Below are 13,030 nucleotides of genomic sequence, written 5' to 3' on the forward strand. Positions count from 1 at the left end.
GCCGATATGCGACGAGCCGCGCGCGTCAGGCGTGGGCCGCGGGTCCTGGCGCGGCCTCGGGCGGCGGCCCGCCGCCGCCTGCTTGAGCCGCGCGTTCGCCGAAGAGCCCCGCCATCCAGCGCCCGATCTCCTCGGCATTGGTCTCGCCGGTGAGCCGCGCGGGCGAGAGCCGCCCGCCCGCGAGCACCGCGATGCGGTCGCAGATGTCGAAGAGTTCTTCCAGTTCCTCGGAGATCACGAGGATCGCCACGCCGCGCGCCGAAAGATCGAGGAGCTGCTGCCGGATGAAGGCAGCCGCGCCGACGTCCACGCCCCATGTGGGCTGAGCGACCACGAGCAGCTTCGGCGCCTGCAGGATCTCGCGGCCGACGATGAACTTCTGCAGATTCCCGCCCGAGAGGCTTTGGGCAAGCGCGTCGGGACCGCCGCAGCGCACGTCGAACGCGCCGATGCAGCGCTCGGCGAACGCTCGCATCGCGCCCGTCTTGAGCCACCCGGAACGCACCATGCCCTCGCGATACGCAGTGAGCAAGGCGTTCTCCGAGAGCGACATGGCCGGCACCGCGCCGCGCCCCAGACGCTCCTCGGGCACGAACGCGAAGCCGAGCGCACGCCGCGCGGCTGCGGAGAGCCGGCCCGCGGGCTTGCCGCAAATCGTCACGGCGTCGGCGGCCACGCCGTGGCGCGCGGTCTGCGCCTCGCCCGAGAGCGCGGCGAGCAGCTCCGCCTGGCCGTTGCCCGACACGCCCGCAATGCCGAAGATCTCGCCCGCATGCACGCCGAACGACACATCGGTCAGCGAGGTGCCGAACGGATCGTCGCTCGGCATCGAGAGATGCTTCACGTCCAGCAGCACTTCGCCCGGCTGATGCGTGCGGCGCGTGTAGTCGGGCAACTCGTGTCCCACCATCAGTCGCGCAAGCGACGCATGGGTCTCTTCGCGCGGCGTCACATTGCCCGTCACCTTGCCACCGCGCAACACCGTGGCCGTGTCGCAGAGCTCCTGGATTTCGTCGAGCTTGTGGCTGATGTACAGAATGCTGCAACCCTCCGCCGCGAGCCGGCGCAGCGTGCCGAACAGCTTGCGCACGGCCTGCGGCGTGAGCACCGAGGTCGGCTCGTCCATGATCAGGAGGCGCGGGTTCTGCAGCAGGCAGCGCACGATCTCCACGCGCTGGCGTTCGCCCACCGTGAGGCTGTGGACGTGACGCTGCGGGTCGACGTCGAGTCCGTATTGCGCCGAGACCTCGCGGATGCGCTTGCCGAGCGTCTTCAGGTCGAACGGCTCGTCGAGCGAGAGCGCGATGTTTTCGCCGACCGTCAGCGTCTCGAAGAGCGAGAAGTGCTGGAACACCATGCCGATGCCGAGCTTGCGCGCGGCCGCCGGGCTCGCGATCTCGACGAGTTGCCCTTCCCAGCGGATCTCGCCGGCGTCCGGGCGCACCGCGCCGTAGACGATCTTCATGAGCGTGCTCTTGCCCGCGCCATTCTCGCCAAGCAGCGCGTGAATCTCGCCGGGCGCGACCGTGAGCGTGACGTCGTCGTTGGCGCGCACGGCCGGGTACTGCTTCGTGATGCCCGAGAGCGCGAGACGCGGCACCGGCGTGCCCGCGCCCGCCGTTTGCCCCGTGCTGTGCCGCGCAGTTTGCCCAGTAGAAGATTCGCCCATCGAGGTTCCGTCGTAGTACGTTATGGGTGTTACGTGTTCCGCATTCGTGCCAGGCACTGCGGACCTGCCTTGTTGCACCGCATCAGCGGCACTGCGCGGGGTGACGATAACCCGTAAGCCGCGCGTGAGTCGAGCCGCCAAAAATCCGTCTGAGCCGCGCCACACGGCGCTTCTCGGGAAAGCCTCCCTTGACGGCCCCCTCAGTTCATATTAAAAACCATATACCCACAAAGCCCGACGATCAGCCAGAACATATAATCCGGAGAGTTCATGAGTCAGCAACGCGAGGCGATCGACACGTATCTATTGCGCGTCTTGCACACCCTCTTGATGGAGCGCAGCGTCACGCGCGCAGCCGTCAAGCTCAATCAGTCGCAGCCCGCGATCAGCGCGGCGCTGCGCCGCCTGCGCGACATCACCGGCGACCCGCTGCTGGTGCGCGGCAAGTCCGGCATGGTGCCCACCGAATACGGGCTGCGCCTGCTCGAACCGGTGCAGAACGCGCTGCGCGAAATCGAGCGCATCCGCTTCCAGCAGCACAATTTCGATCCCGCGACGTCGATCCGCTGCTACCGCATCGGCTGCCCCGACTACCTGAACGTCCTGTTCGTGCCGACCGTGGTGGAGCGCTTCCGCCAGGCCGCGCCCAACGCGACGCTCGAATTCCACTCGCTCGGCCCCGCCTTCGACTATGAACTCGCGCTCGAAGAAGGCAAGCTCGACATCGTCATCGGCAACTGGCCCGAGCCGCCCGAGCAGTTGCACCTCTCGAACCTGTTCGTCGACCAGATCGTCTGCCTGATGAACAGCACGCACCCGTTCGCCAAGCGCGGCGGGCTCACGCTCGACCAGTACCTGAACGCGCCGCACCTGGCGCCCACGCCCTACTCGGTCGGCCAGCGCGGCGCCATCGACGTCCATCTCGCGCGCGAGCGCCTCAAGCGCCACGTGGTCGTCACGCTGCCGTACTTCAATCTGGCGCCCTACGTGCTCGTCAAGTCGGACCTCGTGTTCACGACCACGCGCCTCTTCGCCGATCACTACGCGCGCTTCCTGCCGCTCACGGTCGTCCCCGCGCCGCTCGATTTCCCGCCGATGCAGTACTACCAGTTGTGGCACGAACGCTGTCATTACTCCGACGAAGTACGCTGGTTGCGCAGCCTCGTCGCCGAAGCGACGAAGACGCTGATCGACAAACCCTGACCTTCGCGCGGCCGGGCAGCCACGCCGCCCGCCGCCTGCTTTTTTGCGGCCCGGCTGTGCGGCCCGGCTTTAGGCCTACCGTGCCGACTGAACGAGCTGCGCCGCGAGCCAGTTGTGCCGCTCGATGACGGGTCCGAGTTCGACCGTCTGCAGCATGCCCTCCTTCACGACGACCCGCCCGCCGATCACCGAAAGCGCGACCTGCGACGGCGCGCAGAACACGAGCGCCGCCACGGGATCGTGCAGCGCGCCGGCGAACTGCGGCTGGCGCAGGTCGAACGCGACAAAGTCCGCCGCCATGCCCGGTGCCAGCGCGCCGATATCGTCGCGGCCGAGCACCTGGGCGCCGCCTAGCGTCGCGATTTCGAGCGCTTCGCGCGCCGTCATCGCATCGGGCCCGAAGCCCACGCGCGCGAGCAGCATCGCCTGGCGGGCCTCCGCCATCATCTGCGCGCCGTCGTTCGACGCCGAGCCGTCCACGCCGAGCCCCACCGGCACGCCGGCGAGCCGCATCTTCCTGACGGGCGCGATGCCCGAAGCGAGCCGCATGTTCGAGCACGGGCAATGCGCGACGCCCGTGCCGGTGCGCCCGAAGAGGCCGATGCCGTGCTCGTCGAGCTGCACGCAGTGCGCGTGCCAGACGTCGCGGCCCACCCAGCCCAAATCCTCGGCATACTCGGCCGGTGTCATGCCGAACTTCTCGCGGCTGTAGGCAATGTCGTTGACGTTCTCCGCGAGATGCGTGTGCAGGGAAACGCCGTAGTGGCGCGCCAGCGTCGCCGATTCGCGCATCAGGTCGCGGCTCACCGAGAACGGCGAGCACGGCGCCACCACGACGCGCAGCATCGCGTAGCGGCCCTCGTCGTGATACGTCTCGATGAGGCGCTGGGTGTCGGCCAGAATCGCGTCCTCGGTCTCGACGACCGAATCGGGCGGCAGGCCGCCGTCCTTCTGGCCGACGCTCATGCTGCCGCGGCTCGCGTGAAAACGCATGCCGATCTGCTGCGCGGCGCGGATGCTGTCGTCGAGACGGCTGCCGTTCGGATAGATGTAGAGGTGATCGCTCGAAGTCGTGCAGCCCGAAAGCAGTAGTTCGGCCATGGCCGTGAGCGTCGAGACCTCGATCATCTCGGGCGTGAGGTTCGCCCAGACCTTGTAGAGATTCGTGAGCCAGCCGAAAAGCTCGGCGTCCTGCGCGGCGGGCACGGCGCGCGTGAGGCTCTGGTACATGTGGTGGTGCGTGTTGACGAGTCCCGGCATCACGAGATGCCCGCTCAGGTCGAGCACTTCGTCGGCGGTGGCGGGCAGTTCGTCCGCCGCGCCGACCGCGACGATCCGGTTGTCCTCCACGTAGAGGCCGCCGCCGCGGATCTCGCGCCGCGCGCCATCCATCGTCACCAGCACATCGGCGTTCCTGACCAGCAGCGTCCTGCCGCGGCTTTTCTCGAGTGTGCGTTCCATCGTGTCTGTTCGCTCCGTCATTCGTACGTATCCGTGCCGCGGTGCAAGTTCTGCCCGCGGCATGTGAATCAGACGTCCGTGCCGCACACGCCAGCGATTCCGGGTGCCCGGGTGCCGACGCGTCCCGAACATGGACGCCGCTGGCCCGGTTACCCGGCATCATCGCCGTCTTCGGGACGCGCAGCACGCGCTGCGCATGTCCGCTACCTTCCCTGGCCAAAATTTCGCTGACAATTCACGCAGGCGCGATACCCGGATTCAGCGCAGCCATATAAAGGTCGAATTTTGGCGCCGGTACGATGACCGGGAGCGGTTTTTTGCGCCGCAAAACCAGGGCGAACCCTCCCCCGGTGCCGGCCGGAAACGCTGCTGCGGCGCGGCTCTCATGCTGCGGGCATTATCTTTCTTATCGGTCATGCGCTGAAGCCTCGATCGTTCTTAAAATGCGGTCACGGCGCTCGCTTCGATCCGCCGACGGGTATGTAGCCACTGCTGATGTGGAGCCTCGATCCGCCGCCATGCTGCATGGGATGGGATCGGATCGGGCTACCGCTGAAATTTCGCGCATTTATCACAAGCAAGACACAAGGAAACTGCGAATGGGCAAGCTCACTACCCATGTGCTCGACACGGCCAACGGCCGTCCCGGCTCGGGCATCAAGGTCGAACTCTTTGCGCTCTCGGGCGATACGCGCCGCGCGCTGAAAACCGTCACGACGAACCATGACGGCCGTTGCGACGAGCCGCTGCTCGAAGGTGCCTCGCTCGCCACGGGCGAATACGAACTCGTGTTCCACGCGGGCGACTACTTCGCCTCGCTCGGCACGAAGGTGCCGGAGCCGCGCTTCGTCGACCGCGTGGTGCTGCGCTTCGGCATTGCCGACACGGCCGCCCACTACCACGTGCCGCTGCTCGTCTCGCCGTGGTCGTACAGCACGTACCGCGGCAGCTGAAGCCCGGCGACGCCCGCAAACCCAACAATAATTCCCGGACATCAAGGACCGGCGGCGCCTGGGTAAAGGCGCCGGACCCCGCAGTCCGCGCGTAGCGCCCTGGGGCTTACGCGCGCAACGATTCAGGAGTGGAGGAGTTTCATGGAAGGCTTTATCACCGACTGGCTGAACCTCGCATTGCGCTGGTTCCACGTCATCGCCGCGATCGCATGGATCGGCGAATCGTTCTACTTCGTCGCGCTCGACAACAGCCTCAAACCGCCTACGGACCCGAACCAGCGCCGTCGCGGCGTGTTTGGCGAGCTGTGGCACGTGCACGGCGGCGGCTTCTACAACATGCAGAAGTACACTGTCGCGCCGCCCGAAATGCCCGACGACCTGCACTGGTCGAAGTGGCCGTCGTACACGACGTGGCTCTCCGGCGCGTCGCTCTTCACGGTGCTCTACCTGTTCGCGCCGAACACCTATCTGATCGACAAGACCGTGCTCGACATGGGCCCGGTCGTCGCGGTCTTCTCGGCGCTTGGCTTCCTCGCCGCGGGCTGGATCGTCTACGACTCGCTGTGCCGCCTGCTCGGCACGAAAGACAAGCTGCTCGGCGTGTGCGTGGGCATCTACGTGGTGATCGCCGCGTACCTCGCCTGCCACATCTTCTCGGGCCGCGCCGCGTATCTGATCATGGGTGCGATGCTCGCCACGATCATGTCGGCGAACGTGTTCTTCGTCATCATCCCCGGCCAGCGCAAGATGGTCGACGCGATGCTCAAGGGCCAGGAACCGAACCCGATCTACGGCAAGCGCGGCAAGCAGCGTTCGGTGCACAACACCTACTTCACGCTGCCGGTGGTATTCGCGATGCTGTCGAACCACTACGCGATGACCTATGCGCACGAGTACAACTGGGCCATTCTCGTCGTGATCATGCTGGCCGGCGCGCTGATCCGCCAGTTCTTCGTGATGCGCCACCGCGGCCACGTGCTCTGGTATCTGCCGCTCGGCGGCGTCGCGCTGATGTTCGTCGCGCTCGTCTGGACGCTGCCGCGCCCGGTCGTGCCGCAGGCCGAAGCCGCGAACGCCCCGACGCTGAAGGTCGGCGACATCCAGCCGATCCTGCAGGCCCGCTGCGCGGCGTGCCACTCGGCACACCCGACGTTGATGGGCGCGGCGCCCGCAGGCGTGATGTTCGATACGCCGGACGAGATTTCGCAGAACGCCCAGCGCATTTACCAGCAAGCCGTGCAGATGAAGGCGATGCCGCTGGGCAATGTCACGCATATGACCGATGACGAGCGGCAGAAGCTTGCTGCGTGGTTTGACGGTGGTGCGCAGAAGTAAAGACCGTACGCGGCACGTGAGATGTCCCTCGCGCGCCGTGCGGAAATCGAAGGCCCGAAGCGCATCGCGCTTCGGGCTTTTTTGTTGTGTCGGCCTCGACCGCTTTGCCCGATCCACGTACCGGTGTTGCGTCGGCCGCCGTATTCTGGTCGGCACCCGTGCTGTTGACGCTATCTCATTACGCGGCACATAGCACGGCATATTGATGAGCCCGGTTTCGCACAGGTCAGGCTCACTACATCGGCTTGCAATCTGAGCGGGGCAAGCACGGTTTCGTAACGCGCCTGAGTCAGAGCGCGACGGTTCGAATAAAGAGTATCCGCCGCGCACTGCTACGAATCGCGGTTAAGAAGCGGGAAGTACACGCCTCAAATGCAAAAAAGCCACGGCCTGGTGAGCCGTGGCTTGATTTTTCATTGCGCTCTTCGCGCAACACGCGGACTTCAGCCCTGTGCGGCGCGCATCGCCTCTTCAGTCAGCCAGAGCGACTCCGGCAGATCCTGCTCGTTGAGATTGAGCCCATCGCCGCCGCGATCGACGACGATAAAGTCGCTCACCTCGTCGAGTGCGATCAGCGGATGGTGCCAGACGCCCTTCGCGTAATTCACGCCCTGCCAGCCGTGCGAAACGAACGCGCGAATCTTCGAGACATCGAGGTCGCCCGCCGGCGCCACGACCACGAGATACGGCCGGTCGTTGAGCGGCACGAACGCCTGGCTGCCAAGCGGATGGCGTTCCAGCATCTTCACTTCGAACGGCAGCACGCGCGGCTGCCCCCGGAACAGATTGACGAGCGTGCGCCCACCCTCGTCCGTCACGTCCACCTCCGCCAGATCGTGATAGCGGATCGTCGTACCGAGGTTGATCGGAATCTGTTTCGCGCCTTCGAGTTCGATCACATCGCCAAACGGTGCGAACGTTTCGCGCGTGAGCGGCTCGATGGCCAGCGTCGTTCTGGTGTCGCTCATGATGGCCTCGCTGCCGGCGTTCAAGCCAGCGTGCCCCACAAACGCAGGCGCGACACGCCGCCGTCGGGGATGATGTTCAGGCGCACGTGCGTGACCGGGCCAATCGCAGCCAGTTCGCTTTCGAAGTAATGCTGGTTATCCATCTGCAGCTTCTGCTCGCCGAGCAGCACCGGCCAGAACATGGCCTGGGTGACGAGCGAGCTGTCCGTGCCGCCCGTCACGCGCGCGGCCTGGATCGAGCAGCGGTCCGGATAGTTGCCCTTGAAGTGGCACGTATCGACTTCGATCTTCTTGATGATGCCCGGCTGCGCGAGCGCGATGATCGCCCAGTCGTTGCCCGGCTCGCGGCGGCGGCGCGTTTCCCAGCCGTCGCCCATGTTCACGCCGCGGCCCGGCATCAGGATGTTTGAAGCGACGCCGAAGTGCTGGTTGTTCGCCGCGACCACGTACGCGCCGTTCTCCATCGCTGCGAGGTCGAAGAGCTCGGTGCGGCTCGCGCCGTTCCAGTCCATTTGGGGCTGGCCGTAGACGCGCAGGCGCGCGATGCCGCCGTCGGGATAGATGTTCACGCGCAGGTGCGTGTACGGCTTGTCGCTCGCGACTTCGACGTAGTGGTGGCTGTTGCCGTTGAGCGACGTGGACGGCACGATCTCGGTCCACTGCGTGGCAGCGCCCGGCGCACCTTCCGGCACGTAGGCGCCTTCCACCGAAGCCGCAGGCGGATAATTGCCCGTGAAGTGGCTGGTGTCGAGGTCGAGGCCCTTGATCACGCCCGGGCGCGCGAGCTTGACGACGCACCAGTCGTAACCCGTCGTGCGCTTGCGGCGCGTTTCCCAGCCGTCCATCCACTTGCCGTGGTCGTCGTACTTGCCGGGGATGAAGACGGCCGGCTCCGGATTGAGCATGCGCTCCTTCGGTGCGAAGAAGTCATCGCTCGCCTCGAGCGCCTGCGCGCCCAGACGCGGGTCCGCGAGGTTCACATAGCGGCGCGTGAATTCCGGCGCGTTCGGGTCGAGAGTCGGGAGTGCCATCTTTGTCTTCCTTCGTGTCTATTCTGTGATACGGAAAAGGCGCTGCACCCGTCGAACGGGTCGACGGGCGCGCGCGGTGTTCATGCGTCGATCAGCTCGTCGAGCCTGAAACGCGCAATGCGGTAGATCTGGTCGAGGCTCGCGCGCAGTTCGTCCGCGCGGCTGTTGCTCACGCGCGATTCGAAGTTCGCGATGATGCCGTGGCGGTCGTAGCCGCGCACCGCCAGGATGAACGGGAATCCGAACTTCTCGCGATACGCGCGGTTAAGCGACTGCAGCTTGTCGAACTCTTCCTGCGTGCACTGATTCAGTCCGGCGCCGCTTTGCTCGCGCGTCGATTCGGCGGTGAGCTCGCCGCGCACCGCCGCCTTGCCCGCGAGCTCCGGGTGAGCGGTGATAAGCGCAAGCTGCTTCGCTTCGCCCGCGGTCTCCACCGCACCCGACATCGTACGATGCAACACCTCGATGCTCGCATACGGGCGCTGGCCCGCGGCTACCTCGGCCACCCAGGGCGAATGTTCGAAGATGCCGGAAAGCGCAGCCACGAAGGCTTCGGTCGAGGCGTTGTTCAACTGGTCGAGGGTGTAGTGCATTGCCTTCATGCGGCGGCCCCGCGGTGATCGTTGTGCTGCGGTTGATAGGGATGGTGTTCGCGCCAGTGGCGCGCGATGTCGACACGGCGGCTGACCCACACGCGATCGTGCTTTTCGATGTGATCGAGGAAGCGCTGCAGCGCACGGAATCGCCCCGGGCGGCCGAGCAGCCGGCAATGCATGCCGATCGACAACATCTTCGGCGCTTCGGCGCCTTCTTCGTAGAGCACGTCGAACGCGTCGCGCAAGTACGTGAAGAAGTGATCCGCCGTGTTGAAGCCTTGCGGCGAGGCGAAGCGCATGTCGTTCGTGTCGAGCGTGTACGGCACGATCAGTTGCGGCGCGGTCTTGCCGCCCGTGACTTCCACGTCCATCCAGAACGGCAGGTCGTCGCCGTAGTAGTCCGAATCGTAGAGGAAACCGCCGTACTCCGCGACGAGGCGGTGCGTGTTCGGGCTGTCGCGGCCCGTGTACCAGCCGAGCGGACGCTCGCCCGTTACGCGCTCGATCGCTTCCATGCCGAGCTTCATGTGCTCGGCTTCCAGTTCGGGCGAAACGTCCTGGTAGTGGATCCAGCGATAGCCATGGCACGCGATCTCATGGCCGAGTTCGACGAACGCGCGGGCGGCCTCCGGGTGGCGTTCGATCGCCATGCCGACGCCGAACACCGTAAGCGGCAAGCCGCGCTTCTCGAACTCGCGCAGGATGCGCCAGACGCCGGCGCGCGAGCCGTACTCGTAGATCGACTCCATGCTCATATGGCGCGCCGGATACGCGGCGGCGCCGACGATCTCGGAGAGGAACTGCTCGGACGCACGGTCACCGTGCAGAACGCAGTTTTCGCCGCCCTCTTCATAGTTGAGCACGAACTGCACCGCGACGCGGGCTTTGCCCGGCCAGTTGGCCTGAACCGGGTGCCGGCCATAGCCGATCAGATCGCGAGGATATTGGGGATCGAGTGCCATGCTGGACGAATCAATCGAAAGGTGGTGGATGAGCTTGTCCGACGAAACCTGAAGCGGCAAAAAGCGTCGACGGAAAGCGGGGGCATCGAACGTGCCGCGAACGCGGTGCACGGGTGCGGCGGGACGCCGTTGCGGCCCGCTTTCAGGATCGGCCCAGTGTATCCAAATCATCCCGGCGCGCCCATACGCACGTTCAGATAGTACGGGTCAAGCGAGGTGTATGACTGGCGCCGCCCCCCGCTTGCCCTGCCTCTGGGCTCGTTGCGCGTTTACCCGTAGCGCAGCGGCCGCGCGGGCGGCGGGGAGCCCGCATCGCCCGACGCCCCGGCGCCCGGACTAAACCGCGCAAAGTCGCCGTCGTAGCGCTTCGCAAGCGGTCGCGCGAAGTCGCCGCGCTTGGCCGTCGCAAGGCGCAGCGCGACGAGCGCCTCGACCCATTTCACGGCCGCCGTCACGCCGTCCACCACCGGCACGGCCAGCGCGTCCTCCACTTGCGCGCAGAGGCTCGTCATGCCCGCGCAGCCGAGCACGATCGCATCGGCGCCGTCTTCGTCGAGCGCGCGGCGGCACTCGTCGACAATCGCGCGCCGCGCCGCCGAGCCCGGCTCGTCGAGTTCGAGCACGGCCACGTCGATCGCCCGCACGTTGCGGCAGAAACGCGTCATGCCGTAGCGTTCGGCGAGATGCCAGGCCATCGCGCGGGTGCGCGAGAGCGTGGTCACGACCGAAAAGCCCGGCGCCAGCACGCTCGCCGCGTGCATGGCAGCCTCGGCGATGCCTACTACGGGCCCGCGTGCGAGCTCGCGCGCCGCGTACAGGCCGGGATCGCCGAAGCATGCGATCACGTAACCGTCGAAGCCCTCGCGCTCGCCCGCCTCCACTTCGGCGAGCAGACCCGGCGTCGCGAGCGCCTCGTCGTAATAGCCTTCGATCGACGGCGGGCCCATCGTCGGGCTCACCGCCACCACCTCCGTCCCTGCCGCGACCACGGCGCGGGCGCACTCGCCCATTGCAGCGGTCATCCGCTCGGTCGTGTTCGGGTTGATCAGTTTGATACGCATGTCGCCTCCTGCTCTTGCCATGTTCTGGGGTCAACCACGTGCACGCGCACCGAGCGTGAGCGCACGATAAAACAACGCGCCGAGGGCTGCGCCGATGAACCACGAGAAGTTCGCCGCGCCGCCGAGGGTCGGCACCATGACGCAAAGGATCGCGATCAGCGCCGCGGGCAGCAGCGCCATCACGGCACGGCGGTTCACGCCGTTGCGATACCAGTAGGCGCCCGACGGCGAAACGGTATAGAGCTCGTCGACGGCCAGACGGCCGCGCTTCACCAGATAGAAATCAACCATCAGGACACCATACAAAGGTCCGATGAAGGCGCCGAGTACATCGAGCGTGTAGTGAATCACGGCCGGGTTGTTGAACAGATTCCACGGCGTGATGAAAATCGACGCTACGGCCGCCAGCATGCCGCCCGCGCGCCAGCTGATCAGGCGCGGCGCAACGTTGGAGAAGTCGAACGCGGGCGAAACGAAGTTCGCGACGATGTTGATGCCGATGGTGGCGATCGTGAACGTGAGCGCGCCGAGAATCACGGCAGTCGGATGATCGATGCGGCCGACCGTTTCGACCGGATCGGTAATCAGTTGTCCGAATACGGGCAGCGTGGCGGAGGTCGTGATGACCGTCACGAGCGAGAACGCAAGGAAGTTGACGGGCAGCCCCCAGAAGTTGCCGCGGTGCACGCTCCTGAGCGATTTGCCATAGCGCGAGAAATCGCCGAAATTCAGCATCGGCCCGGAGAAGTACGAGACCACGAGCGAGATCGCCGTGATCATCACGGGCACGACTTCGGCGCCGTGATACTTCACGCCACCGAGATTCAGGCCGATATTGTGCCAGCCCGCGCGATACACCATGTAGCCCGCCAGCGCGAACATCACGACATAGACGGCCGGCCCCGCGAAGTCGATGAACTTCTTGATGGTCTCCATGCCGTTCCAGAACACGAGGGCCTGCAGCACCCAGAGCGTCATGAAGCCGGCCCAGCCCATGGACGAAAGACCGAACATGCCGTGCTTGTGCACGTCGGCATAGGGTAAAAGCTGGGGAAAGAACTTGAGTACGACGATCACGAGCGCGCTCGACGCCAGATAAGTCTGGATTCCGTACCATGCCACCGCGATCAGGCCGCGGATGACGGCGGGAATATTCGCGCCCAGCACACCGAAGGTTGCGCGGCACGCGACCGGATAAGGCACGCCGTGGCGCTGGCTGGGACGCGAGATCAGGTTGCAGAGCACATTGACGATCGAGATGCCGATGATGAGCACGACCAGCACCTGCCAGCTCGTCAGACCGAGCGCGAAGAGACTGCCCGCGAACACGTAGCCGCCGACGCTGTGCACGTCGGACATCCAGAACGCGAAGATGTTGTAGGCGCCCCAGGTCTGCTCGCGCAGCGGCGCGAGGTCTTCGTTGTAGAGCCTCTCGCTGTAGCCGTCCGGCAGACGGGCCGTGTCCGTCTCGCTGCTCTCGCTCTGGTCGTAGGTGGGCATTGCGGAACTACCGGGTGATGCACTGAACTGAGCCATGACTCGCTCCTGGGGATGAATACGCCGACGGAAAATCTGCTCGAACACGCACGGCAGGAGCGTCGCGCCCGCTGCCGGATGGCCTGCCGGGTCCGCCGGGTCCACGCACGGTGGCGGTCGCCGCGATTGCGCGCCCTCTTTCACCTGTGCCACCCTGCCATCCCGGCGCCCGCGCATAGGCGCGCGCCGCCACCTTCATCCCTGATCCCGTGCGGCGAGGCGTCTTGCGCGCTCGCCGCACGTCACTGCAATCCC

11 protein-coding genes are annotated in these 13,030 nt (G+C 65.9%); 3 read left to right on the top strand and 8 right to left on the bottom strand.

Annotated elements, in window-relative coordinates; translation table 11 throughout:
* Positions 1–25: 25 nt before the first annotated feature.
* Complete coding sequence (locus V8683_RS10140) at positions 26–1,669, bottom strand: ABC transporter ATP-binding protein (protein WP_411189620.1); 1,644 nt, start codon at positions 1,667–1,669, stop codon at positions 26–28.
* A 270-nt stretch (positions 1,670–1,939) separates the two neighbouring features.
* Here V8683_RS10140 and V8683_RS10145 point away from each other — a divergent pair, with 270 nt between their 5' ends.
* The gene (locus V8683_RS10145; RefSeq protein WP_411189621.1) at positions 1,940–2,872 is read left to right on the top strand and encodes a LysR substrate-binding domain-containing protein; all 933 of its coding nucleotides are present in this window, start codon (positions 1,940–1,942) and stop codon (positions 2,870–2,872) included.
* A 75-nt stretch (positions 2,873–2,947) separates the two neighbouring features.
* Here the strand turns inward: V8683_RS10145 and V8683_RS10150 are convergent, their stop codons facing one another.
* Positions 2,948–4,354 (bottom strand): 8-oxoguanine deaminase, encoded by a 1,407-nt coding sequence (locus tag V8683_RS10150; RefSeq protein WP_411189622.1) that lies wholly within the window; start codon positions 4,352–4,354, stop codon positions 2,948–2,950.
* A 578-nt stretch (positions 4,355–4,932) separates the two neighbouring features.
* Between V8683_RS10150 and uraH the strand changes: the two genes are divergently transcribed.
* Positions 4,933–5,286 carry a hydroxyisourate hydrolase gene (gene uraH, locus V8683_RS10155; RefSeq protein ID WP_411189623.1) on the top strand — a complete coding sequence of 118 codons (354 nt, stop codon included), beginning with the start codon at positions 4,933–4,935 and terminating at the stop codon, positions 5,284–5,286.
* Positions 5,287–5,427: 141 nt separating this feature from the next.
* Entirely contained in the window at positions 5,428–6,621 is a 1,194-nt protein-coding gene (locus V8683_RS10160; RefSeq protein ID WP_411189624.1) for a urate hydroxylase PuuD, read from the top strand.
* Between the two features lie 443 nt (positions 6,622–7,064).
* Here V8683_RS10160 and V8683_RS10165 read toward each other — a convergent pair whose 3' ends face one another.
* The 6 genes from V8683_RS10165 to V8683_RS10190 all read right to left on the bottom strand — a co-directional run bounded on the left by V8683_RS10165 (position 7,065) and on the right by V8683_RS10190 (position 12,775).
* The gene (locus V8683_RS10165) at positions 7,065–7,589 is read right to left on the bottom strand and encodes an ureidoglycolate lyase (RefSeq protein ID WP_411189625.1); all 525 of its coding nucleotides are present in this window, start codon (positions 7,587–7,589) and stop codon (positions 7,065–7,067) included.
* A 20-nt stretch (positions 7,590–7,609) separates the two neighbouring features.
* Positions 7,610–8,620, bottom strand: a complete 1,011-nt coding sequence (gene alc, locus V8683_RS10170) for an allantoicase (RefSeq protein WP_411189626.1) — start codon at positions 8,618–8,620, stop codon at positions 7,610–7,612.
* A gap of 80 nt (positions 8,621–8,700) precedes the next feature.
* The gene (gene uraD / locus V8683_RS10175; protein WP_411189627.1) at positions 8,701–9,222 is read right to left on the bottom strand and encodes a 2-oxo-4-hydroxy-4-carboxy-5-ureidoimidazoline decarboxylase; all 522 of its coding nucleotides are present in this window, start codon (positions 9,220–9,222) and stop codon (positions 8,701–8,703) included.
* Positions 9,219–10,178, bottom strand: coding sequence for an allantoinase PuuE (gene puuE, locus V8683_RS10180; protein WP_411189628.1), 960 nt, complete (start codon positions 10,176–10,178; stop codon positions 9,219–9,221). Before puuE ends, uraD begins: the two co-directional genes overlap by 4 nt.
* A gap of 269 nt (positions 10,179–10,447) precedes the next feature.
* Complete coding sequence (locus tag V8683_RS10185) at positions 10,448–11,239, bottom strand: aspartate/glutamate racemase family protein (protein ID WP_411189629.1); 792 nt, start codon at positions 11,237–11,239, stop codon at positions 10,448–10,450.
* A gap of 30 nt (positions 11,240–11,269) precedes the next feature.
* A complete protein-coding gene (locus tag V8683_RS10190; RefSeq protein ID WP_411189630.1) occupies positions 11,270–12,775 on the bottom strand; it encodes an NCS1 family nucleobase:cation symporter-1 in 1,506 nt (501 codons plus the stop codon).
* Positions 12,776–13,030 lie beyond the last annotated feature (255 nt).

The sequence above is a fragment of the Paraburkholderia sp. AV2 genome, assembly GCF_054968425.1.

What these genes read in the sequence shown, in the direction of transcription:
- V8683_RS10160 (WP_411189624.1), top strand. Translation starts at nt 5,428, where the DNA reads ATGGAAGGCTTTATCACCGACTGGCTGAACCTCGCATTGCGCTGGTTC.
- V8683_RS10165 (WP_411189625.1), bottom strand. Translation starts at nt 7,589, where the DNA reads ATGAGCGACACCAGAACGACGCTGGCCATCGAGCCGCTCACGCGCGAA.
- alc (WP_411189626.1), bottom strand. Translation starts at nt 8,620, where the DNA reads ATGGCACTCCCGACTCTCGACCCGAACGCGCCGGAATTCACGCGCCGC.
- V8683_RS10185 (WP_411189629.1), bottom strand. Translation starts at nt 11,239, where the DNA reads ATGCGTATCAAACTGATCAACCCGAACACGACCGAGCGGATGACCGCT.
- uraD (WP_411189627.1), bottom strand. Translation starts at nt 9,222, where the DNA reads ATGAAGGCAATGCACTACACCCTCGACCAGTTGAACAACGCCTCGACC.
- V8683_RS10190 (WP_411189630.1), bottom strand. Translation starts at nt 12,775, where the DNA reads ATGGCTCAGTTCAGTGCATCACCCGGTAGTTCCGCAATGCCCACCTAC.
- V8683_RS10150 (WP_411189622.1), bottom strand. Translation starts at nt 4,354, where the DNA reads ATGACGGAGCGAACAGACACGATGGAACGCACACTCGAGAAAAGCCGC.
- puuE (WP_411189628.1), bottom strand. Translation starts at nt 10,178, where the DNA reads ATGGCACTCGATCCCCAATATCCTCGCGATCTGATCGGCTATGGCCGG.
- V8683_RS10145 (WP_411189621.1), top strand. Translation starts at nt 1,940, where the DNA reads ATGAGTCAGCAACGCGAGGCGATCGACACGTATCTATTGCGCGTCTTG.
- uraH (WP_411189623.1), top strand. Translation starts at nt 4,933, where the DNA reads ATGGGCAAGCTCACTACCCATGTGCTCGACACGGCCAACGGCCGTCCC.
- V8683_RS10140 (WP_411189620.1), bottom strand. Translation starts at nt 1,669, where the DNA reads ATGGGCGAATCTTCTACTGGGCAAACTGCGCGGCACAGCACGGGGCAA.